Source organism: Klebsiella sp. HMSC09D12, assembly GCF_001808475.1.
Taxonomy (GTDB): domain Bacteria; phylum Pseudomonadota; class Gammaproteobacteria; order Enterobacterales; family Enterobacteriaceae; genus Klebsiella; species Klebsiella oxytoca.
The window spans coordinates 74689-95169 of sequence record NZ_KV793483.1 but is presented as its reverse complement, the minus strand read 5'-3'; the positions used below and the strand labels follow the sequence as shown (position 1 = coordinate 95169).

Below are 20481 nucleotides of genomic sequence, written 5' to 3'. Positions count from 1 at the left end.
CGGCCTGCGGGCGAATTGACGCGAAACCCGTCTTTTATTAAATTTCATTAAATTTCAAATGCTTAAATAAAAGCAATGCCTGTAAGAAAAGTGTCACCGGCTGCCATAAAACATTCATCCACTCGCTTGACAAATGTTAAATGTCAATACTTTCTGGGGATAACCCCACAGAGTGGTGGATTATGCGCAAAAGCGCTATTTATTCGTCTATTCTGACGGCAAAAAGGGCTGATTCGCCCGGATACGATAATAGGATACTGTTTTTATATCCAGTATTTTTTATTGGCAAAAGCTGTGCTGGCGAGTAGAATTAAAAACCTGCCGTTCAACCCTTCTTCAGGTCCTGATAGATGAGTAAACCGTTCAAGCTGCATTCTGCTTTCCGTCCCTCCGGCGACCAGCCGGAAGCCATTCGTCGCCTGGAAGAGGGGCTGGAAGATGGCCTGGCGCATCAAACGCTGCTCGGGGTGACCGGCTCAGGTAAAACTTTTACCATCGCCAACGTCATTGCCGACCTGCAGCGCCCGACGATGGTGCTGGCGCCGAACAAAACGCTGGCGGCGCAGCTATACGGCGAGATGAAAGAGTTCTTCCCGGAGAACGCGGTGGAGTATTTCGTCTCGTACTACGACTACTATCAGCCGGAAGCCTATGTGCCAAGCTCGGACACCTTCATCGAGAAAGATGCTTCGGTAAACGAACATATTGAACAGATGCGTCTGTCGGCAACCAAAGCGCTGCTGGAGCGTCGTGACGTGGTGGTGGTTGCCTCGGTCTCCGCCATCTACGGCCTCGGCGATCCGGACCTCTATCTGAAGATGATGCTGCACCTGACGGTCGGCATGATCATCGACCAGCGCGCCATTTTGCGCCGCCTGGCTGAACTGCAGTATACCCGCAACGATCAGGCCTTCCAGCGGGGTACCTTCCGCGTGCGCGGCGAGGTGATCGATATCTTCCCGGCGGAGTCTGACGACGTCGCGCTGCGCGTAGAGCTGTTCGATGAAGAAGTCGAGCGCCTGTCGCTGTTCGACCCGCTCACCGGCCACATCGAGTCGACGATACCGCGCTTTACCGTCTACCCGAAAACCCACTACGTCACTCCGCGCGAACGTATTGTCCAGGCGATGGAAGAGATCAAAACCGAGCTGGCGGAGCGGCGTAAGGTGCTGCTGGAAAACAATAAGCTGCTGGAAGAGCAGCGCCTCAGCCAGCGTACCCAGTTCGATCTCGAAATGATGAACGAGCTAGGCTACTGCTCGGGGATTGAAAACTACTCGCGCTATCTGTCAGGGCGCGGGCCGGGCGAGCCGCCGCCCACGCTGTTCGACTACCTGCCGGCGGATGGTCTGCTGGTGATTGATGAATCCCACGTCACGATTCCGCAAATCGGCGGCATGTACCGCGGAGACCGGGCGCGTAAAGAGACGCTGGTGGAGTACGGTTTCCGTCTGCCGTCCGCGCTGGATAACCGTCCGATGAAGTTTGAAGAGTTTGAGGCCCTGGCGCCGCAAACGATCTACGTTTCGGCAACGCCGGGCGCCTATGAGCTGGATAAATCCGGCGACGAAGTCGTCGACCAGGTTGTCCGCCCGACCGGGCTACTGGATCCGGTCATCGAAGTGCGCCCGGTAGCCACTCAGGTCGACGACCTGCTGTCGGAAATTCGCCTGCGTACCGCGATCAACGAGCGCGTATTGGTCACCACGCTGACCAAACGGATGGCGGAAGACTTAACCGAATATCTGGAAGAGCACGGCGAGCGGGTGCGCTATCTGCATTCGGATATCGATACCGTCGAGCGTATGGAGATTATCCGCGATCTGCGCCTCGGCGAGTTTGACGTGCTGGTAGGGATCAACCTCCTGCGTGAAGGTCTGGATATGCCGGAAGTCTCGCTGGTGGCGATCCTGGACGCCGATAAAGAAGGCTTCCTGCGCTCTGAACGCTCGCTGATTCAGACCATTGGCCGCGCGGCGCGCAACATCAACGGTAAAGCGATTCTCTATGGCGATAAAATTACGCCGTCAATGGCGAAAGCGATCGGTGAAACCGAACGTCGCCGCGAGAAGCAGCAGGCCTATAACGAAGAGCACGGTATTGTTCCGCAGGGGCTGAATAAGAAAGTGGTCGACATTCTGGCGCTCGGTCAGAATATTGCCAAAACGAAAACTAAGGGGCGCGGCAAGTCTCGCTCGCCGGTTGAGGCGGATGTCGTGGCGCTCACGCCGAAGGCGCTGCAGCAGAAGATCCACGAGCTGGAAGCGCAGATGATGCAGCACGCGCAGAATCTGGAGTTCGAAGAGGCGGCGCAAATTCGCGACCAGCTTCATCAGCTGCGCGATCTGTTTATCGCCGCTTCGTAGCGGAGTTGCCAGATAAATATCGCCCGGGCTTTACCGGTGCTTCAGGGGGGACGGGCGGTGTTTTTCGTGGGGCGGGTAAGGCGTTAGCCACCACCCGAGAGAAAAGCGAGCGCATGAGCCAAAACGAGGCGCAACACGTTTTGTCTATTTATTGCCCCTCTGTCGCGATTTTCCGTGATGCTTAATGTTGGCTTAATATTGTTTGGCGAAACTATCCTCAATCTACTGAGGATAGCGCCATGCAAAAATTAACCTTCCGCGAATATCTGGCAGTCACCTGCGCTTTTGTTATCGTCGTTGCCTTTTTTCATCAATGGGTGCTGACGTTCTGACGGACCGTGTCGGGAAAAAGCACCCACGCGCGAACGCCGGGCCCGGGCTGACGGTTATGTAAAAAGAACTGGGCGTCGTGCAGCTGGGCGATGCGGGTGACGATGCTTAACCCGAGCCCGATACCACCGTAGCGGCTGTCCATGCGGACGAACGCTTTGCTCAATTCACCGCTTTTGGCCTCATCAATGCCCGGACCTTCATCTTCTACCGCCAGAACCGGCGTGGAGCCGGGGGCTATCGACACTTTAATCGTCGAACCCGTCGGGCTGTAACGATGCGCGTTTTCTACCAGATTGCGTAAAATCACCTGCACCAGCGTGGCGTCACCTGACACTATCGCTTCACCCTCTTTGTCGCTGACCACCAGCTTTTGCTGACGCTGTTCCAGCATCGTCTCCAGTTCGCTGCGCAGCGGCTCGATCACATCTTCCTTCAGCCTGACCTGCTGATAGCTGCCGGCGGAGAAAGACTGGCCGACCCGCGCCAGCTGAAGCAGTTGATTAATGCTGTTGGTCATCTGATCGAGGCGCTGGATCAGCGGGGCGACGCTAACGCCATGCACTTTCGCCAGCAGCTCCAGATGCAGACGCAATCCGGCCAGGGGCGTGCGCAGCTCATGGGCGACGTCGGCGGTAAACAGGCGCTCGCGATCGAGCGTTAAGTTAAGGCGGGAGACCAGCTGATTAATCGCGGTAGTGACCGCGGTGACTTCGGGCACCGACTCTTGCAGGGCGATAGGCCGCAGGTTATCCGGGGTACGGCTTTCAAGTTCCTGCTGGAGGCGGGATAGCGGCCTGGTGATTTTTTTCACCGCCAGCAGGGAGATATAGAGCGCCAGGCCGATAATCAGCAGGCTCGGGATCAGCAGACTGGCTACCGCTTCACGAACCTCATGCTCAATATGCTTCTGATTATTATGACCTTCGATGGCGCTGGCCACCAGCAGCTGAATCTGTTCCTGGCTTTCATGCCACAGCCAGAACACGCTGATGAGCTGGCAAACCGCCAGTATCGCGCCAATGGTCAGCAGCAGCCGATGGCGCATGGTCCAGTTTTTACTGACAAACAGAGCCATAGCGTTATTCGGCTCCTGTATTATCGACCAGCATATAGCCGAAGCCGCGGACGGTGCGGATCCGCGATTTACCCACCTTATCGCGTAAATTATGGATATGCACTTCCAGCGTATTAGTGGCCGGTTCGTTGTCCCAGCTGTAGATATCGTTATAAAGAATTTCGCGGTGTACCGGACTGCCCGCCTTCATCATCAGGCGGGAGAGCAGCGCGTACTCTTTCGGGGTTAGATCCAGGGACTGTTCGCCGAGCCAGACCAGCCGCCGGGTGACGTTCAGGCGCAGGTTACCGATAGTCAGCTCGTTATCGCCCTGATTGTTGTGGCGACGCAGCAGGGCGCGGATGCGCGCGTTAAGCTCTTCAAGAGCGAAGGGTTTAACCAGATAGTCATCCGCGCCGGTATCCAGGCCGCTAATACGTTCATCGACGGTATCGCGGGCGGTGAGGATCAGCACCGGCTGGCTAAACTTCTCTCGCCGCATGCGTGCCAGAAAGTGCAGGCCGTCCTCATCGGGCAGCCCGAGGTCAAGCACCATCAGACTGTAGTGGTTGCTGGCCAGCGAGAGCGCGGCTTCGTGGGCGGTAGAGACGCCGTCGCACACGTAGCCCTCGCTTTGCATCGCCAGAATTAATCCTTGTAACAGGAGCGCATCGTCTTCAATGACTAAAATTTTCATCGGCCTGCCTCTCTACATGGCGTTAAAATATCGTCTGTTGCCTGGTACTCGTGAGTGCTGACCCCGAGCAGACCGAGCAGGGTGGAGAAAAGGTTATCCTGCGAATACGTTTGGGTTTTCGCTTTTTGCTGCAAACACTGGCTGGAGACCCCATAGCGCTGTTGATAATCCGCTGACAACCACAGCAGCATGGGCACATGTTTTTGCGTATCCGGCGCAATGGACCACGGCAGCCCGTGCAAATACACCCCATCCTCGCCAAGCGACTCTCCGTGATCCGAGAGATATACCAGGCTGGTGGTAAATTTATCCTGCTTCGACTGCAGTAATTTTATCGCTTTGTCGACCACATAATCGACATACAAAATCGTGTTGTCGTAGGTATTAGTGAGCTGTTGCTGGGTGCAGCTCTGGATCTCATTGGTATCGCAGGTCGGCGTAAACTGTTTAAACTGCGCCGGATAGCGATTGTAGTAGGTCGGCCCGTGGCTGCCGATGGTATGCAGAACGATAATCCCGTCCTGCTGTAGATTATCGATATAGCTATCCAGATTATGGAACAGCACTTCGTCGTAGCACTCGCCGTCGATGCACTGGCCGCTCAGCTTAAGATCGGTGACGTTTTCGTGCGGCACCCGGTCGCAGGCCCCTTTACAGCCGCCGTCGTTGTCATTCCACTGCACTTTAATTCCCGCCCGTTGCAGGATATCCAGCACGCCTTCCTGATGATGCGCCAGCTCTTCATCATAGTGGGCGCGCGGCATATTAGAGAACATGCAGGGGACGGAAACCGCGGTAGCGGTGCCGCAGGAAGTCGTATTAGCGAAATAGATCACGTTATCCTGCTTCAGACGCGGGTTGGTCTCGCGAGAGTAGCCGTTCAGGGAGAAGTTGGCCGCCCGCGAAGTTTCACCTAACACTACAATGGTCAGATTTTTCCGCGGTCCGCTGCGCATCTGCGGCTTCTGAACGGCGTCTTCGCCAATTTTGACCAGCGGAAGATTGTCCATTCTGTTATGCGCATACCATGAATTCACCGCCACAATGCTGTTTGACGGGCTCAGGGACTTTACCAGCTCTTTGTTGTTGCGAAACAGCGAAGCGTAATCTTTATAGAAGAGGGCGGCGACCAGAATAATCAGCAGCGCTGAAACCGCGATGCTCACCAGCCGTACGGCAAGACTGCGCCAAAGCGTCTGCGGTTTGCGAATTTTGATCCACCATGCCGCGACGACGGCCAGAATGCCGGAAAGCCCCAGTATCAGCACCATTTTCCCGGAGAGCAGCGCAAAGCTCTCCGCGGGCGTGGTATCGAAAATATTGGTAATCATCGCCCGATCGATAACCACCCCGAAGGTCCAGATAAAATACTGGGCCGAGGCGCTGAGCAAAATAAACAGGCTAACCACGAGGCGGTCGAGCTTCAGGAACGAGGCGAGAGTGGTGATGATATTCATCACGCTGATGGCCACTATCGGCATACTGAGGAATACCAGCCAGTTATGCAGACCGTTAACCGGCAGCAGGGTAAATGCCTGGCGATAGAAAGCAAGATTCAGCGCGAGGCCGATATAGCAGGCGAACAGAAGCAAATAGGCCGTACGGCTGAGTACCGGCCGACGTAAAGAAAATAACGACATAGCGAACGTCCACATGAAGAGATGTTCGCTATCCTGCCGATTCTTTTTTAAGACAACCTTAAGATTTTAAGCCAGCCAGCTTTTGCCGCCACAATTAAGCCGCTTGAGGATTAACCTAACGCCTGAATGGCCTGTTCCAGCGCGTTGCGTAATAGCTGCCGATCGTGGCGATAGGGCACATCGCTGGCGTCCAGCGGCGTCTGAATGATGACCCGCTGTTCAACCCCTGCGGTATCGGCTTTCGGGCCGACAACCAGCGCGTCAATTACTCGTTTGCCGATTTGTTGCTCCATAATGGCGACCCTGTCGGCCAGCGTCAGGCTGGCCGCCGGGCTATGCTCTTTGCCGAGGTTATCGATAAATACCATTGGCGCGGGCGTGCGGCGCAGCGCTTGCGCCAGTTCATCAAGCAGCAGAATCGGCATCAGGCTGGTATAGAAACTGCCGGGGCCAATGAGGATTAAATCGGCTTCGGCGATAGCTTCTAGCGCCTCCCGGGTTGTGGGCACCGGCGGGGAGAGCATAAGCTCGCGCGGTACGCAGGCCAACTGATCGATATTGACTTCGCCGTAAATTTCGTGCCCGTCCTGATCGATAGCCATCAGATCGACCGGCTGTTCCGACATCGGGATCAGAAACGCATCGACCTTCAGTAAATTGCGGATCAAATTGATCGCTTCAAGCGGCCGAACGCTCAGATGATCGAGGGCCTTAAGCATCAGGTTTCCGAGGTTATGCCCGGAAAGTTCGCCGTTACCGCTAAAACGGTATTCAAACATCGCCGAGGCCACGCTGGGTTCAGCAATTAACTGATTAATACAGTTGCGCATATCGCCCCAGGCGATGCCGCCTTCCGCGCGGCGAATACGTCCTGTTGATCCGCCGTTATCGGTTGTAGTCACAATGCCCGTCAGGCGCGAACCCAGCGAAGAAAGTGATGACATTACCCGTCCCAGCCCGTGTCCGCCGCCGAGAGCCACAACGCGATCAAGATCGGCGAAAGTACGATTGCGCATAAAAATCCTTATCTCAATTAATCGGGCTCACAGTAACTGATTTCACCTTAAAAAACGATGTCCGTTCTCTCCAGGTATGAAGGATATTTTAGCGTGGCAATGGCGAGAATATCAGCGTACTGGTGAATTCCCGCCGATTGCCAGGGTGATATTTTTAGAGCTTTTGCGCTCCAGATAACCTACTACGCGGGAAAAATAAAATACTCAACGGGTCTGTTACCGCCCGAAGGCAAAGAAGGGAGGGATAAATTACGCTGCTTTCTCACACGCTTAGTCGTAAAAAAGCGAGATAAATCCGTTATATACATCGTTACATAACGAAATGTGGGTATGGCATAACCCTGGTTTCCGCGCTACTATTCGGCGTAACCCACTAACACTCTAGCCTCTGTGCCTGTGTCGAAAGATATGGTGCTTTGGCCGTGACAACTTCGGTTGCCACCAGGGCGCGAAAAGAAATGACCGCGTCTCCCGTATTTGGAAAGGTGTCTATGGCTTCACAGCTTACCGATGCATTTGCGCGGAAGTTTTACTATCTGCGTTTGTCGATTACCGACGTATGCAACTTTCGTTGCACCTACTGTCTCCCCGATGGCTATAAGCCCGGCGCCGTCACCAATAAAGGCTTTCTCAGCGTCGATGAAGTGCGTCGCGTCACGCGGGCTTTCTCCGCTCTGGGAACCGAAAAGGTGCGCCTGACCGGCGGTGAACCCTCTCTGCGACGCGATTTTACCGACATCATCGCCGCCGTGCGGGAAAACCCCTCTATTCGCCAGATTGCGGTCACCACTAACGGCTACCGGCTGGCGCGGGATGTTGAAAGCTGGCGCGATGCCGGACTGACGGCGATTAACGTCAGCGTGGATAGCCTCGACGCCCGTCAGTTTCATGCTATAACCGGCCAGGACAAATTTCGTCAGGTGATGGACGGCATCGATGCCGCATTTGCCGCTGGCTTCGAAAAAGTGAAGGTCAATACCGTGCTGATGCGCGATGTTAACCATCATCAGCTTGATACCTTTCTCGCGTGGATCCAGCCGCGCCGCATTCAGCTACGTTTTATCGAATTGATGGAAACCGGCGAAGGCAGTGAACTGTTCCGCCGCCATCATATATCCGGCATGGTGCTGCGTGATGAATTGCTGCGCCGCGGCTGGATCCATCAGATCCGCCAGCGTAGCGATGGTCCGGCGCAGGTGTTTTGCCACCCCGACTATGCCGGGGAAATCGGCCTGATCATGCCTTATGAAAAAGACTTCTGCGCCACCTGCAACCGTCTGCGCGTCTCTTCCGTAGGAAAACTGCACCTGTGCCTGTTTGGCGAAGGCGGCGTCGATCTGCGCGATCTGCTTGCCGATGAGCAGCAGCAGCCGGCGCTCGAAGCGCGGATTTCCGAAGCGTTAACCCATAAAAAACAGACCCATTTCCTGCATCAGGGCAACACCGGTATTACCCAGAACCTGTCGTATATTGGCGGATAATGCATTTTAAGGAGCGATCTAATGAGTCAGGCCAGCGCTGAGTTTATCCCGACCCGTATTGCTATTCTCACCGTTTCCAGCCGACGCGGCGAAGAGGACGACACCTCCGGCCACTGGCTGCGCGATGCCGCCCAGGAGGCGGGGCACGTCATCGTCGATAAGGCGATTGTTAAAGAGAACCGCTACGCCATTCGCGCCCAGGTATCGGCGTGGATTGCCGGCGATGAGGTGCAGGTGGTGCTGATTACCGGCGGTACCGGCTTTACCGACGGCGACCAGGCGCCGGAAGCGCTGCTGCCGCTGTTTGACCGCGAGGTGGAAGGCTTCGGTGAGGTATTCCGCATGCTCTCCTTTGAGGAGATTGGCACCTCGACCCTGCAATCCCGCGCCGTTGCCGGGGTAGCCAACCGCACGCTGATTTTTGCCATGCCTGGTTCAACCAAGGCCTGTCGTACCGCATGGGACAATATCATTGCGCCGCAGCTCGATGCGCGCACGCGCCCTTGCAACTTTATCTCTCATCTTAAGAAGTAGTTTATGTCACAGCTGACCCATATTAACGCCGCCGGCGAAGCGCACATGGTCGATGTCTCAGGGAAAGCGGAGACGGTTCGCGAGGCGCGCGCCGAGGCCTATGTTGAAATGCAGGCGACGACGCTGGCGATGATTATCGACGGCAGTCATCACAAAGGCGACGTCTTCGCCACCGCGCGTATCGCCGGGATTCAGGCGGCCAAACGCACCTGGGAGCTGATCCCGCTTTGTCATCCGCTGATGCTGAGCAAAGTCGAAGTGAATCTGCAGGCGCAGCCCGAGCACAACCGGGTGCGTATCGAATCCCTGTGCCGTTTGACCGGTAAAACCGGCGTCGAGATGGAAGCTCTGACCGCCGCTTCCGTTGCCGCGCTGACCATTTACGATATGTGCAAGGCGGTGCAGAAAGATATGGTGATTGGCCCGGTGCGCCTGCTGGCGAAAAGCGGCGGTAAGTCCGGCGATTTCAGAGTGGAAGCTAGCCATGATTAAAGTTCTTTTTTTTGCCCAGGTGCGCGAACTGCTCGGCACCGACTCCCTGACTCTCGAACCGAACGGGCTGACCACGGTTGAAGCCGTTCGCCAGCAGCTCATCGCCCGCGGCGACCGCTGGGCGCTGGCGCTGGAAGAGGGCAAACTGCTGGCGGCGGTAAATCAGACGCTGACGACCTTTGATCATCCGCTGGCGCCCGGGGATGAAGTGGCATTTTTCCCGCCGGTTACCGGGGGCTAATATGACGCAGACGCGTATTATTGTCAGCCATGACCGCTTTAAAGTCGGCGAGGAATATCCCTGGCTGGCCGAGCGCGATGAAGACGGCGCGGTGGTGACGTTCACCGGTAAAGTCCGCAACCACAACCTTGGCGACAGCGTCAAAGCGCTGACCCTTGAGCACTATCCGGGAATGACGGAAAAATCGCTGGCGGAGATCGTGGAACAGGCGCGCGAGCGCTGGCCGCTGGGCCGGGTGACGGTGATTCATCGTATCGGCGAAATGTGGCCCGGGGAAGAGATTGTCTTTGTCGGCGTCACCAGCGCCCATCGCGGCAGCGCGTTTGCGGCGGGAGAGTTTATTATGGATTACCTGAAGACCCGCGCGCCGTTCTGGAAGCGCGAGGCGACGCCGGAAGGCGAGCGCTGGGTGGATGCGCGAGATAGCGACCGCAAGGCGGCAGAACGCTGGTAGTGTGGTACGCTTAGAAGATAAATTTCGTTAATCAGGAGACAGTCATGGACAGATATCCTCGTTCCGGTACCATCGTCCAGGGGCGCAGCGGGCTACAAACTTATATGGCGCAGGTATACGGCTGGATGACGGTCGGGCTGCTGCTCACGGCGTTTATCGCGTGGTTTGCCGCTAACACCCCGGCGGTGATGATGTTTGTTTTTTCCAGCAAAATTACCTTTTTTGGGCTAATTATCGCCCAGTTGGGGTTGGTGTTCGTGCTCTCGGGCATGGTGCAGCGCCTCAGCGCCGGTATGGCGACGACCCTGTTTATGCTCTATTCGGCGCTAACCGGACTCACCTTATCCAGTATATTCCTCGTCTATACCTACTCATCGATCGCCAGTACCTTCGTGGTTGCCGGCGGGATGTTTGGCGTGATGAGCCTTTACGGCTATACCACTAAACGCGATCTGAGCGGCTTCGGCAATATGCTGTTTATGGCGCTCATCGGTATCGTGCTGGCGTCGCTGGTTAACTTCTGGCTCAAGAGTGAAGCGCTGATGTGGGCGGTGACCTACATCGGGGTGATCGTATTCGTCGGCCTGACCGCCTATGACACCCAGAAGCTGAAAAATATCGGCGAGCAGATTGACGTTCGCGATACGTCGACGCTGCGCAAATACTCGATTCTCGGGGCTCTGACGCTGTATCTGGACTTTATCAACCTATTCCTGATGCTGCTGCGCATTTTCGGCAACCGTCGTTAATTCGTTCCCGGAGGCGATGCTGCGCATCTGTCCGGGCTACCGGATTTCAGACGGTGGTGAACTTGTAGCCCGGTCAGCGAAGCGCCTCCGGGCAAGTTCATCAACGGAGGAGTGGATAAAATAGCGGCAGATATCCACGATATCTACCAAACCGCATGAAACTGCAGCCCCGGTCAGCATCCGCGACCGGGGCTTTTTTACTTCTCACCCGCCAGCTTGCGCTGGTTTTTCGCCCGCAGATGCTTTGCCCGGCTCTCCAGAATCAGGTAGCCGATGGTCGCCAGCAGCAGCGGCAGGAAGTAGTACAGCGCGCGATAGGCGAGCAGGGCGGCGATGATCGCGCCGCGCGAAATCTCTTCGCCGGAAAGCATGGCGATAAACACCGCCTCAAGCACGCCAATCCCTGCCGGAATATGCACGATAACTCCCGCAATGCTGCTGACCAGCAGCACGCCGAGCACGAGGAAATAGTCCACCTGCGGCCCCAGCAGTAGCCAGATAATCGCCCCCATCGCCATCCAGTTCAGGCTGGAAACCGCCATCTGCAATATCGCGAAGCGCCAGGAGGGCAGAACCAGCCGCTGGCCTTTTATCGTCAGATGGCGCTTTTTAGCAAAGGCGCAGGCCCATAAATAGAACGCGGAAATCAGCAGCAAAATGACGCCGAGAATTTGCAGCGACGACTGACTGATATACCAGCGCTCGGGCACCTTCACCATGCCGGAGCTAAAAATGATGCCGCCGAGCAGAATATAGCCCAGCCAGTTGGTGGTAATGCTCAGCGAAAAAATTCGGGTAATGGTTGCGCCGCTCAGGCCGAGGCGCGAGTAGAGCCGATAGCGCATACCAATCCCACCCACCCAGGTGCTGAGCGTCAGGTTAAAGGCATAGCAAATAAACGACACCAGCATCACCTGGCGTTTAGCCAGCTTGTGGCCACAGTAGGCGCGTCCCAGCAGGTCGTAGCAGCCATAGATCAGGTAGCTGGCGATAACCAGGCCTATGGCGCTGAGCAGCGCCGTACGGTTGTAATCACGAATCACTTTCCACACTTCCTGCCAGTCGATTTTCTGTGCGTAAACGACCAGCAGCACAACGACGGCGATAAAAAAGAGCACCGTCAGGATTTTTTTCGCCATCCGCCAGCGAGGGTGAGATTTCGCCATCAGGATTTGACCTCCTGGTTTTCCGGGTCCACGCGATCTTGGGTTTCAATTTCTGGCTGAACCGGAGGCTGAACGCGCGACAGCAGGGGCGTATGGGCCGGAAGCCATCCGACCCACGCGGGGAAGTGGCGCAGGAAGTGGAACGCCAGCACGCTAATCCCGAGCCGCCACCAGGTTCGTTTCGACAAAATGCGCTTATCCACTTCGCGGCAGTCGTTGGCGATTAAGCCATTGAGATTATCGCGCAACGTCTGGTTGAATTCGCGGTCGTGTATCACCAGGTTGGCTTCCAGATTGAGTGACAGGCTGAGCGGGTCGAGGTTGCTGGAGCCGACGGTGGCCCAGTGGTCGTCCGCCAGCGCCACTTTGCCGTGCAGCGGACGGCGGCGATATTCAAAAATCTGCACGCCGCCTTTGACCAGGTAGTGGTACAGCAGACGTGCGCCGAATTTAACAATCGGGATATCCGGTTCGCCCTGGACAATAAGCTTGACGCGTACGCCGCGGCGGGCAGCGTTGCGCATCGCATGCAGCAGCCGATAGCCGGGGAAAAAGTAGGCGTTGGCGATAATCACTTCCCGGCGGGCGGTGGTCAGCATTTTCAGATAGTGGCGTTCGATATCATCGCGATGATCCTGATTATCCCGCCAGATAAACAGCGCTTGAGCCTCGCCGGGATTGCGGTTGACTTCGGGCTTATGCCGACGGCGGCGCCACCAGCGGCGGGTGGCTTCGCTGGTGGGCAGGTTTTCCAGTTCAAACTGCAGAATGTCGAGCACCACCGGCCCTTCAACCTGCACGGCGTAGTCCTGTTTGGCCTCGGGACCGTAATCGGTCATATGCTCGGCGGAGTAGTTAATTCCGCCGACAAAGGCGGTAACGTCGTCGATCACCACGATTTTACGATGCATGCGGCGGAATAAATTGGTGCGCATGCCGAGCAGCCGCGGGCGCGGATCGTAGTAGCGAAAAATCACCCCGGCCGACGTCAGTTCGCCCACAAAGCTTTCGCTCAAATCCGGAGAGCCGTAACCGTCCAGTAGGACTTCTACGCGCACGCCGCGCTGGGCCGCTTTGAGCAACACGGCATGCAGCTGCTTGCCGACGTCATCCTCGAACCAGATAAAGGATTCCAGAATCACCCGCTGCTGCGCGCGATCAATAGCGGCAAATAATGCCGGATAATAGTTATCGCCATTTTCTAATAGCCGAATGCGGTTTCCTTCCTGCCAGCTGCATTTCACAGATGTATCTCCACGCTAAGCGGTGCATGATCGGACAAATGACGCCACTGTTTTAACGCCAGCGCTTTGGGCTGGCTGGCATGGGCGTTTTTTACGTATATGCGGTCGAGGCGCAGCAGAGGGAAGCTGACCGGGAAAGTTCGCGCCGGGCGCCCTCTGGCGCGGGTAAAAATCTCCTCCAGCCCGGCCTGGGCTTTAAGCTGGCGGTTAGCCTGCTGCTGCCAGTCGTTAAAATCACCGGCCACTACCACCGGCTCGCCCGCGGGCAAACCGTTTACCCAGTCCGCCAGCATCGTCAGCTGGGCCTGGCGCTGATGAGAACGCAGACCCAGATGCGCGCAGATCACATGGATAGCGATCCCGCTTTCGGGCGGGACGATGCGGCAATAGAGCAGGCCGCGCTTTTCGCTGTTGCCGACCGAAACATCCAGATTTTGATAATGTTCTATAGGAAAGCGAGAAAGTACCGCGTTGCCGTGATGCCCTTCCGGATAAACCGCATTGCGACCGTAGGCGTAATCGCTCCACATGGTATCGGCAAGAAATTCATAGTGGGTCGTATCCGGCCAGTTTTCGATATGCAGCGGATGAATTTCGTGCGCACCCATCACCTCCTGCAGGCAAACAATGTCGGCGCTGACGCTACGCACCGCTTCGCGCAGCTCGGGTAAAATAAAGCGGCGATTGAAGGCAGTGAACCCTTTATGAGTGTTAATTGTCAGCACGTTTAGCGAAAATCGCGGCATTTGGTTGTCCTTATTTCTCTGGGCAATGTCACTTTCCTGTAGGAAATAGTGTAGTAGAGGTCACAAAAAGATGCGGTGATACGGAATTTTCCGTAAAGTGCGGTACTCTGAGTAGCAGAGAAAAATCCTTCAGGAGAGAAGCCATGAAGTGGCAACAACGTGTACGCGTCGCAACGGGTCTTAGTTGCTGGCAGATTATGTTGCATCTACTGGTCGTGGCAGTACTGGTGATGGGTTGGATGAGCGGCGCGCTGGTGCGCGTCGGATTAGGTTTGTGCGTGCTGTACGGCGTCACGTTACTGTCGATGCTGTTCTTGCAGCGTCACCACGATGAGCGCTGGCGCGACGTCGGTGATTTCCTTGAGGAGCTCACCACCACCTGGTACTTCGGCGCGGCGGTAATCGTGCTGTGGCTGCTGTCGCGCGTGCTGCACAACAACCTGCTGTTAGCCCTCGCCGGGCTGGCCATACTGGCAGGTCCGGCGGTGGTTTCACTGCTGGCGAAAGATAAAAAACTACGCGATCTTTCTTCGGAACATCGCATACGCCGCTGAGCCGGTGGTGGCCGCTATGACCAGTAGCGGCCACAAACTTCCCCACACAATTTCCAGACTCGCATCCTTCAGATAGATCTGCTTGGTGATATCGGTAAAGTGACGTATCGGGTTTATCCACGTCAAATCCTGCAGCCATTGCGGCATATTCTCCACCGGGGAAACGTAGCCCGAGAGCAGAATTGCCGGCATCATAAAGACGAACACGCCGATAAACGCCTGCTGCTGCGTGGAGCACAGTGACGAAATCAGCAGGCCGAATCCTACCAGCGACAGGCCGTAGACAATTATCGTAAAGTAAAACAGCAGCAGCGAGCCGGCAAAGGGGATTTGATAGGCCCAGATACCAATTCCCAGCACGATGGTGGCCTGCAGGGTCGCGACGATTAGCGCCGGCACCGCTTTACCGATAAAGATCTGCCAGGTTGCCAGCGGCGAGACCAGCAGCTGATCGAGCGTACCCTGTTCGCGCTCGCGGGCAACGGAGAGCGAGGTGACGATCATCACGCCGATGGTGGTGATCATGGCGATTAGCGACGGCACGACGAACCATTTGTAATCGAGATTCGGGTTATACCAGTTGCGTACCACCAGCTCGCTGTTGTTTGGTTTGGCTTTGCCTTCCATTAACGCCTGCTGATAGTTTTTGACGATCTGCTGGAGATAGTTCGCGGCGATCTGCGCGCTGTTGGAGTTGCGCCCATCAAGCAACAGCTGGAGAGGGGAGGTCTGCCAGGTATCGAGGTTGCGCGAAAAATCTGCCGGGAATCGCACGACCAGCAGCGCCTTTTGTTCGTCAATGGTCGGTCTTATCTCCTGAGGGCTTTTCAGCAGCAGGACGTGGGTGAAGGCTTTAGCGCGGGCAAAGCGCTGGGTCAGCTCCACGGCGTGCTTGCCGTTGTCTTCGTTATAGATGGCGATGGTGGCGTTAGTCACCTCCAGCGTGGCGGCAAAGGGGAACAGCAGCACCTGAATGAGTACCGGCATGATTAAAATCGCCCGCGTCTGCGGTTCACGCAGCAGCGACTGTAGCTCTTTGCGGATTAACGTCCATAAGCGATGAAACATCTCATATTCTCTCTTTGTGATCCCCGGATTGCGCTGCGCTTATCCGGGCTACCCGTTTGCCAGCCCTTGTACCGGGGGGCGCGCAGGCAAATTAATCCAGACGTCGTTTGGTTTTCAGCCACGTCAGGCCGATAAACATCACCGCCGAGGCGATCAGGAACAGCACGTTCACCAACAGCACCACCGGGATATTGCCCGCCAGAAACAGGCTTTGCAGAGTGCTGACAAAATAGCGCGCCGGGATCACGTAGGTCACGGCGCGAATTATCGCCGGCATGCTGTCTATCTGAAAAATAAATCCGGAGAGCATGATTGACGGCAGGAACGCGGCATTCAGCGCGACCTGCGCGGCGTTAAACTGGTTACGGGTGATGGTGGAAATCAGCAGCCCCATGCCCAGGGTACTCAGCAAAAACAGGCTGGTAATAAAAAACAGAATCACCAGCGAACCGCGGAACGGCACGCCGAGAATAAACACCGCCACCAGCATACACAGCAGCATCGCCAGCATGCCGAGGAAATAGTAGGGGATCAGCTTGCACAGCAGCAGCTCGGCGCGGGTAATTTCGGTCGACAGCAGCGCTTCCATCGTGCCGCGTTCCCACTCGCGGGCCACCACCAGCGACGTCAGGATCGCGCCGACCACCGTCATAATGATGGTAATCGCGCCGGGGATAATAAAATGCTGGCTGATGGCGGCCGGGTTAAACCAGTAGCGCATCTGCACGTCGATCAGCGGCTCGAAGGTTTCACCGCGATCTTCCGCCCGCTGCTGCTGCCAGATTTGCCAGATGCCTTCGACGTAGCCCTGGGCGAAGTTAGCGGTATTGGGTTCGCTGCCGTCGGTGATGAGCTGGATCGGCGCGTCGTCGCCGGGACGGGCCATCTTCTGGTCGAAGTCCACCGGTAGGGTGACCAGGGCGCGAATGCGTCCCGCCTGCATCATCTGCACCAGTTCCTGGCGGTTATCGCTGATGGTGGCGTCAATATAGGGAGAGCCGGTCATGGTATGGACAAAATCCAGCGCCTCTTCGCTCTGCTGCTCCAGCAGCACGCCCACCCTCAGCTTGCTGGAGTCGAGGTTAATCCCGTAGCCAAAAATGAACAGCAGCAGCAGGGGGATCACCACCGCAATCAGCCAGCTGCTGGGGTCGCGGACGATCTGCCGCGTCTCTTTCACGCACAGGGCGCGTACGCGCCGCCACGATAGCAGTTTAGCGCTCACCGGCGTTCTCCTTATCCCAGTCATGGATGAGGGTGATAAATGCCTGCTCCATCGTCGGGTCTGGCTGTTTTTCATCCGCCGCCAGCGCCTTCAGATCGTCCGGCGTGCCGCTGGCGATCAATTTGCCGTGATAGACCAGACCGATACGATCGCAATACTCCGCCTCATCCATAAAGTGGGTGGTCACCATCACCGTGACGCCTTTATCGACCATGCTGTTGATATGCAGCCAGAACTCGCGGCGGGTGAGGGGATCGACGCCGGAAGTGGGTTCGTCAAGAAACAGGATATCCGGCTCATGCATCAGCGAGCAGGCCAGCGCCAGGCGTTGTTTATAGCCAAGCGGCAGATCGTCGGCGGCCTGCCTGGCGATGCTTTTCAGGCCGAACGCCTCGCTCATGCTGGCGATTTTGTCGTTCTGCGCCCGTCCGCGCAGGCCGTATACGCCGGAGAAGAAGCGCAGGTTCTGCTCAACGGAAAGGTTACCGTACAGCGAGAACTTCTGCGCCATATAGCCCAGATGCTGACGCGCTTTGCCGGAGCTGACCTTCAGGTCCATCCCCAGAACCAGCGCTTTACCGGAGGTGGGGACCAGCAGGCCGCACATCATCTTAAAAGTGGTAGACTTACCCGCGCCGTTAGGCCCGAGAAGACCGAAAATCTCCCCACGTTTAACCTGAAAATCGACGTGATCGGTAGCGGCGAAATCGCCGAATTTCTTGGTCAGGGTCTGCGCTTCAATCACCGTGTCCTCATGGGAGCCTTCCACGGTATGGATAATTTTGCCCAGCGGCGATTCGGCGGTACCGGCACCGCCGAGCAGGTCGATAAAGGCGTCTTCAAAACGCGGCGCGGTTTCAGCGACCTCCAGCGGCGGCATATCGGCAGCGTTCTGTACTTCGCTGATGCTGGCCTCTTTTTTAATGATCAGGCGTACCGATTTACCCTGAATGACGCCATCGCTGACCTGCGGCAGCTTCAGGGTGCGCTGGAGCAGGCGGCGGTTATTCTCCCGGGTACTGGAAATCAAAAAACTGCGTCCCGCCATGGTCTGCGTCAGCTCTTTTGGCGCTCCCTGGTAAAGCAGCTGGCCCTCGTTCATCAACAGAACGTCCCGGCACTGCTCGGCCTCGTCGAGGTAGGAGGTGCTCCAGAGGATCAGCATCCCGTCGCCCGCCAGCTCGTGTACCATCTGCCACAGCTCGCGGCGTGAGATGGGGTCGACGCCGACGCCGGGCTCATCCAGCAGCAGCACCTTCGGCTCGCCGACGAGGGTACAGGCCAGGCCGAGTTTCTGCTTCATGCCGCCGGAAAGCTTACCCGCCAGCCGGCCGGTAAAGGGGCCGAGAGAGGTAAACTCCAGCAGCCGGGCGAAGGTTTTCTCCCGCGCCTCGCCGGTCACGCTGCGCAGGTCGGCGTAGAGCGTGAGATTTTCCATCACCGTCAGATCTTCATACAGACCGAATTTTTGCGGCATATAGCCGAGCACAGCGTGCAGGGCGCTATCGTCAGCAATCGGGTCGAAGCCGATCACCTTTGCGCTGCCTGCGTCGGGCTTCAGCAGCCCGGCGAGCATGCGCATCAGGGTGGTTTTTCCGGCGCCATCCGGGCCCACCAGACCGGTCACATAGCCGGAGTGAATGGTGCAGTCCAGCGGCGCGACGGCCGGGCGGTCCATCCCGGCAAAGCTCCGGGTCAGGCCGCTCAGCGTAATCACGTCTTCGCTCATTGGCCGTTTCCATGACTGAAGGCGACGGTGACCGGCATCCCCTGACGCAGCGCGTCGTCGGCATCGGTGACCACAATTCGCAGGCGATAAACCAGATCGGTGCGCAGGTCCGGGGTTTCCACGGTTTTCGGCGTGAATTCAGCGGTAGGGGAGACGAAGCCGATTTTGCCGCGATAGGGTTTATCCGGGCGACTATCGGTGTAAAGCAGCACTTCGCGCCCCGGCTGGGCCTGGCCCAGGTTGGTTTCATCGATGTAGGCGCGTACCCATACCGGATGGGTTAACGACAGCGTCATTACGGTACCGCCCGCGCTAAGCATGCTGCCCGGCTCGACGGCGCGGGTCATCAGCGTTCCGTCGGACGGCGAGGTCAACGTGGTATCGTGCAGGTCCAGCTTCGCCTGCGCCAGCGCGGCCTGCGCCTGTTCGAGGCTGGCTCTGGCCTGGGCGATTTCCTGCGGACGGTTCCCCGCGCGATACTGGCGCAGCTTATCCTGCGCGGATTTCAGCGTCGCCTGGGCCTGATCGCGCGAGGAGCGGGCGTTTTCCAGATCGTTCGCGGAGATGGCGCTGCTTTTGCGTAGCCCCAGCTGGCGCTGATAGAAGTTCTGCGCATAGTCGTAAGCCGCCTGCGCCTGGTTGACCGCGGCGGCGGCCTGGGCAATCTCCTCCGAGCGATATCCCGCCATCATCAGGTCGTACTGCGCCTGGGCGGTGGAAACGTTGGCTTGCGCCTGCTGCAGGGCGTTTTCGTAGGGCGCGCGATCAAGCTCGCCCAGCGTCTGCCCGGCTTTTATCGCATCGCCCTCGTCGACGCTGAGCGACGCCAGCCGTCCGCCCACGCGAAAGCTCAGGTTAACGGTGCGAATATCCACGTTGCCATAAAGCGTGAGCTCTTTTTGCTGGCTGCTCTGGTACCACCACCAGCCTCCGCCAATGACAGCGGCCAGCAGGAGAAGCAGCACAACGACGATGAGCGGTTTTTTCATGACTCCAGACCCCTTTGCGATAATCCTTCCAGAACGAAATCTATATGGCAGGTAATAACTTCAAAAATTTGCTCGGTTTTTTGCCGATCGAATTCAGCCCAGCCCGCGCGGCGCAGCACCGTTTCCCGACCAAGACGAAAGGCGAGCACTTCGCCAAGTAGCGCGTGCGTGTGCAGCACCATCTGCGTGCTGTCAGCGTTAAGGCCGGTATAAGCGGCGATTAAACGGGTCAGGTAGCAGTGTAGCGGAGCAATGACCTGATCGTGGATAAGCCGGTAGGCCGCAGTCGGCGATAGCTGTTCGCGGGAGATAAATTTGCTCAAGTTAACCGTATCATCCTGGGTCAGTAGCAAAATCATATTCTGACAGGCGCGCAGAATCAGAGTGCGCATGGCGGCTTTGTCCGGAACAGGCTGAGCGAATAGCGCTTCCGCCGCCTGCGCGTGGGGACGGAAATTGTGCTCGATAAAATCGGCGATCCACTGGGCGCAGGCGAGATAGAGATCGTCCTTAGAACCAAAATAGTAGGCGATCGCAGCGATATTCTGCCCGGCCTGGGCGGCAATATCGCGGGTCGTGGCGTGCAGGCCGTATTCGCCGAACTGGGCGATAGCGGCGGCGATGAGCTGGCTTTTCGCCTGCTCTCCCTTGCTGGTAGTCGGTGTGGTGGTCATCACGCGGAAAGAGTTAATCAATCGATTGA

General features: G+C 57.0%; 20 protein-coding genes and 1 riboswitch. Of the genes, 8 read left to right on the top strand and 12 right to left on the bottom strand.

The genetic code is table 11. The annotated features are described in order from the left end of the window. Window positions 1-350: 350 nt before the first annotated feature. The gene (gene uvrB, locus HMPREF3178_RS15450; protein ID WP_004111544.1) at window positions 351-2366 is read left to right on the top strand and encodes an excinuclease ABC subunit UvrB; all 2016 of its coding nucleotides are present in this window, start codon (window positions 351-353) and stop codon (window positions 2364-2366) included. A gap of 310 nt (window positions 2367-2676) precedes the next feature. Here uvrB and pmrB read toward each other — a convergent pair whose 3' ends face one another. The 4 genes from pmrB to yvcK form a co-directional block, all read right to left on the bottom strand. Then, entirely contained in the window at window positions 2677-3774 is a 1098-nt protein-coding gene (gene pmrB / locus HMPREF3178_RS15445; protein WP_004111547.1) for a two-component system sensor histidine kinase PmrB, read from the bottom strand. Window positions 3775-3778: 4 nt separating this feature from the next. Further along, window positions 3779-4450: a two-component system response regulator PmrA gene (gene pmrA, locus HMPREF3178_RS15440; protein WP_017146306.1), complete on the bottom strand. Its 672-nt coding sequence runs from the start codon at window positions 4448-4450 to the stop codon at window positions 3779-3781. After that, window positions 4447-6090, bottom strand: coding sequence for a phosphoethanolamine transferase EptA (eptA, locus tag HMPREF3178_RS15435; protein ID WP_017146305.1), 1644 nt, complete (start codon window positions 6088-6090; stop codon window positions 4447-4449). Before eptA ends, pmrA begins: the two co-directional genes overlap by 4 nt. 110 nt (window positions 6091-6200) lie before the next feature. Beyond that, on the bottom strand, window positions 6201-7106 hold the full coding sequence (gene yvcK / locus HMPREF3178_RS15430; RefSeq protein WP_004100435.1) for a uridine diphosphate-N-acetylglucosamine-binding protein YvcK: 906 nt from the start codon (window positions 7104-7106) through the stop codon (window positions 6201-6203). Window positions 7107-7471: 365 nt separating this feature from the next. Next, a riboswitch (molybdenum cofactor riboswitch) is annotated at window positions 7472-7610 on the top strand. On the opposite strand from yvcK, the gene moaA reads away from it, so the two are divergent. The 6 genes from moaA to HMPREF3178_RS15400 all read left to right on the top strand — a co-directional run bounded on the left by moaA (window position 7598) and on the right by HMPREF3178_RS15400 (window position 11057). Then, a complete protein-coding gene (moaA, locus tag HMPREF3178_RS15425) occupies window positions 7598-8587 on the top strand; it encodes a GTP 3',8-cyclase MoaA (RefSeq protein ID WP_004111553.1) in 990 nt (329 codons plus the stop codon). It overlaps the preceding riboswitch by 13 nt. A gap of 21 nt (window positions 8588-8608) precedes the next feature. Next, entirely contained in the window at window positions 8609-9121 is a 513-nt protein-coding gene (gene moaB / locus HMPREF3178_RS15420) for a molybdenum cofactor biosynthesis protein B (RefSeq protein WP_004100439.1), read from the top strand. 3 nt (window positions 9122-9124) lie between these two features. Beyond that, a complete protein-coding gene (gene moaC, locus HMPREF3178_RS15415; RefSeq protein ID WP_004100440.1) occupies window positions 9125-9613 on the top strand; it encodes a cyclic pyranopterin monophosphate synthase MoaC in 489 nt (162 codons plus the stop codon). Beyond that, window positions 9606-9854 carry a molybdopterin synthase sulfur carrier subunit gene (gene moaD / locus HMPREF3178_RS15410; protein ID WP_004100442.1) on the top strand — a complete coding sequence of 83 codons (249 nt, stop codon included), beginning with the start codon at window positions 9606-9608 and terminating at the stop codon, window positions 9852-9854. Before moaC ends, moaD begins: the two co-directional genes overlap by 8 nt. A 1-nt stretch (window position 9855) precedes the next feature. Then, complete coding sequence (moaE, locus tag HMPREF3178_RS15405) at window positions 9856-10308, top strand: molybdopterin synthase catalytic subunit MoaE (protein ID WP_004100447.1); 453 nt, start codon at window positions 9856-9858, stop codon at window positions 10306-10308. Between the two features lie 44 nt (window positions 10309-10352). Continuing rightward, window positions 10353-11057: a Bax inhibitor-1/YccA family protein gene (locus HMPREF3178_RS15400; RefSeq protein ID WP_004100449.1), complete on the top strand. Its 705-nt coding sequence runs from the start codon at window positions 10353-10355 to the stop codon at window positions 11055-11057. 197 nt (window positions 11058-11254) lie between these two features. Here the strand turns inward: HMPREF3178_RS15400 and HMPREF3178_RS15395 are convergent, their stop codons facing one another. Genes HMPREF3178_RS15395 through HMPREF3178_RS15385 form a run of 3 tightly spaced genes read right to left on the bottom strand, consistent with a single transcriptional unit; the run spans window position 11255 to window position 14213 of the window. Continuing rightward, a complete protein-coding gene (locus HMPREF3178_RS15395) occupies window positions 11255-12223 on the bottom strand; it encodes a lysylphosphatidylglycerol synthase transmembrane domain-containing protein (RefSeq protein ID WP_004111555.1) in 969 nt (322 codons plus the stop codon). After that, window positions 12223-13467 (bottom strand): cardiolipin synthase ClsB, encoded by a 1245-nt coding sequence (clsB, locus tag HMPREF3178_RS15390; protein WP_004100455.1) that lies wholly within the window; start codon window positions 13465-13467, stop codon window positions 12223-12225. The genes HMPREF3178_RS15395 and clsB overlap by 1 nt, the downstream gene beginning before the upstream one ends. Continuing rightward, on the bottom strand, window positions 13464-14213 hold the full coding sequence (locus HMPREF3178_RS15385; protein ID WP_004100457.1) for an endonuclease/exonuclease/phosphatase family protein: 750 nt from the start codon (window positions 14211-14213) through the stop codon (window positions 13464-13466). The genes clsB and HMPREF3178_RS15385 overlap by 4 nt, the downstream gene beginning before the upstream one ends. Before the next feature lie 143 nt (window positions 14214-14356). Between HMPREF3178_RS15385 and HMPREF3178_RS15380 the strand changes: the two genes are divergently transcribed. Beyond that, window positions 14357-14767: a YbhQ family protein gene (locus tag HMPREF3178_RS15380; protein ID WP_004100459.1), complete on the top strand. Its 411-nt coding sequence runs from the start codon at window positions 14357-14359 to the stop codon at window positions 14765-14767. Here the strand turns inward: HMPREF3178_RS15380 and HMPREF3178_RS15375 are convergent. The 5 genes from HMPREF3178_RS15375 to cecR all read right to left on the bottom strand — a co-directional run bounded on the left by HMPREF3178_RS15375 (window position 14729) and on the right by cecR (window position 20452). Further along, complete coding sequence (locus HMPREF3178_RS15375; RefSeq protein WP_017146304.1) at window positions 14729-15835, bottom strand: ABC transporter permease; 1107 nt, start codon at window positions 15833-15835, stop codon at window positions 14729-14731. The genes HMPREF3178_RS15380 and HMPREF3178_RS15375 overlap by 39 nt on opposite strands. 91 nt (window positions 15836-15926) lie before the next feature. Further along, window positions 15927-17084: an ABC transporter permease gene (locus HMPREF3178_RS15370; protein ID WP_029779306.1), complete on the bottom strand. Its 1158-nt coding sequence runs from the start codon at window positions 17082-17084 to the stop codon at window positions 15927-15929. Then, window positions 17050-18789 (bottom strand): ATP-binding cassette domain-containing protein, encoded by a 1740-nt coding sequence (locus HMPREF3178_RS15365; protein ID WP_016808150.1) that lies wholly within the window; start codon window positions 18787-18789, stop codon window positions 17050-17052. Before HMPREF3178_RS15365 ends, HMPREF3178_RS15370 begins: the two co-directional genes overlap by 35 nt. Further along, window positions 18786-19778, bottom strand: coding sequence for a secretion protein HlyD (gene hlyD, locus HMPREF3178_RS15360; RefSeq protein WP_004100466.1), 993 nt, complete (start codon window positions 19776-19778; stop codon window positions 18786-18788). Before hlyD ends, HMPREF3178_RS15365 begins: the two co-directional genes overlap by 4 nt. Continuing rightward, a complete protein-coding gene (gene cecR / locus HMPREF3178_RS15355; RefSeq protein ID WP_004100467.1) occupies window positions 19775-20452 on the bottom strand; it encodes a transcriptional regulator CecR in 678 nt (225 codons plus the stop codon). The genes hlyD and cecR overlap by 4 nt, the downstream gene beginning before the upstream one ends. Window positions 20453-20481: the final 29 nt, after the last annotated feature.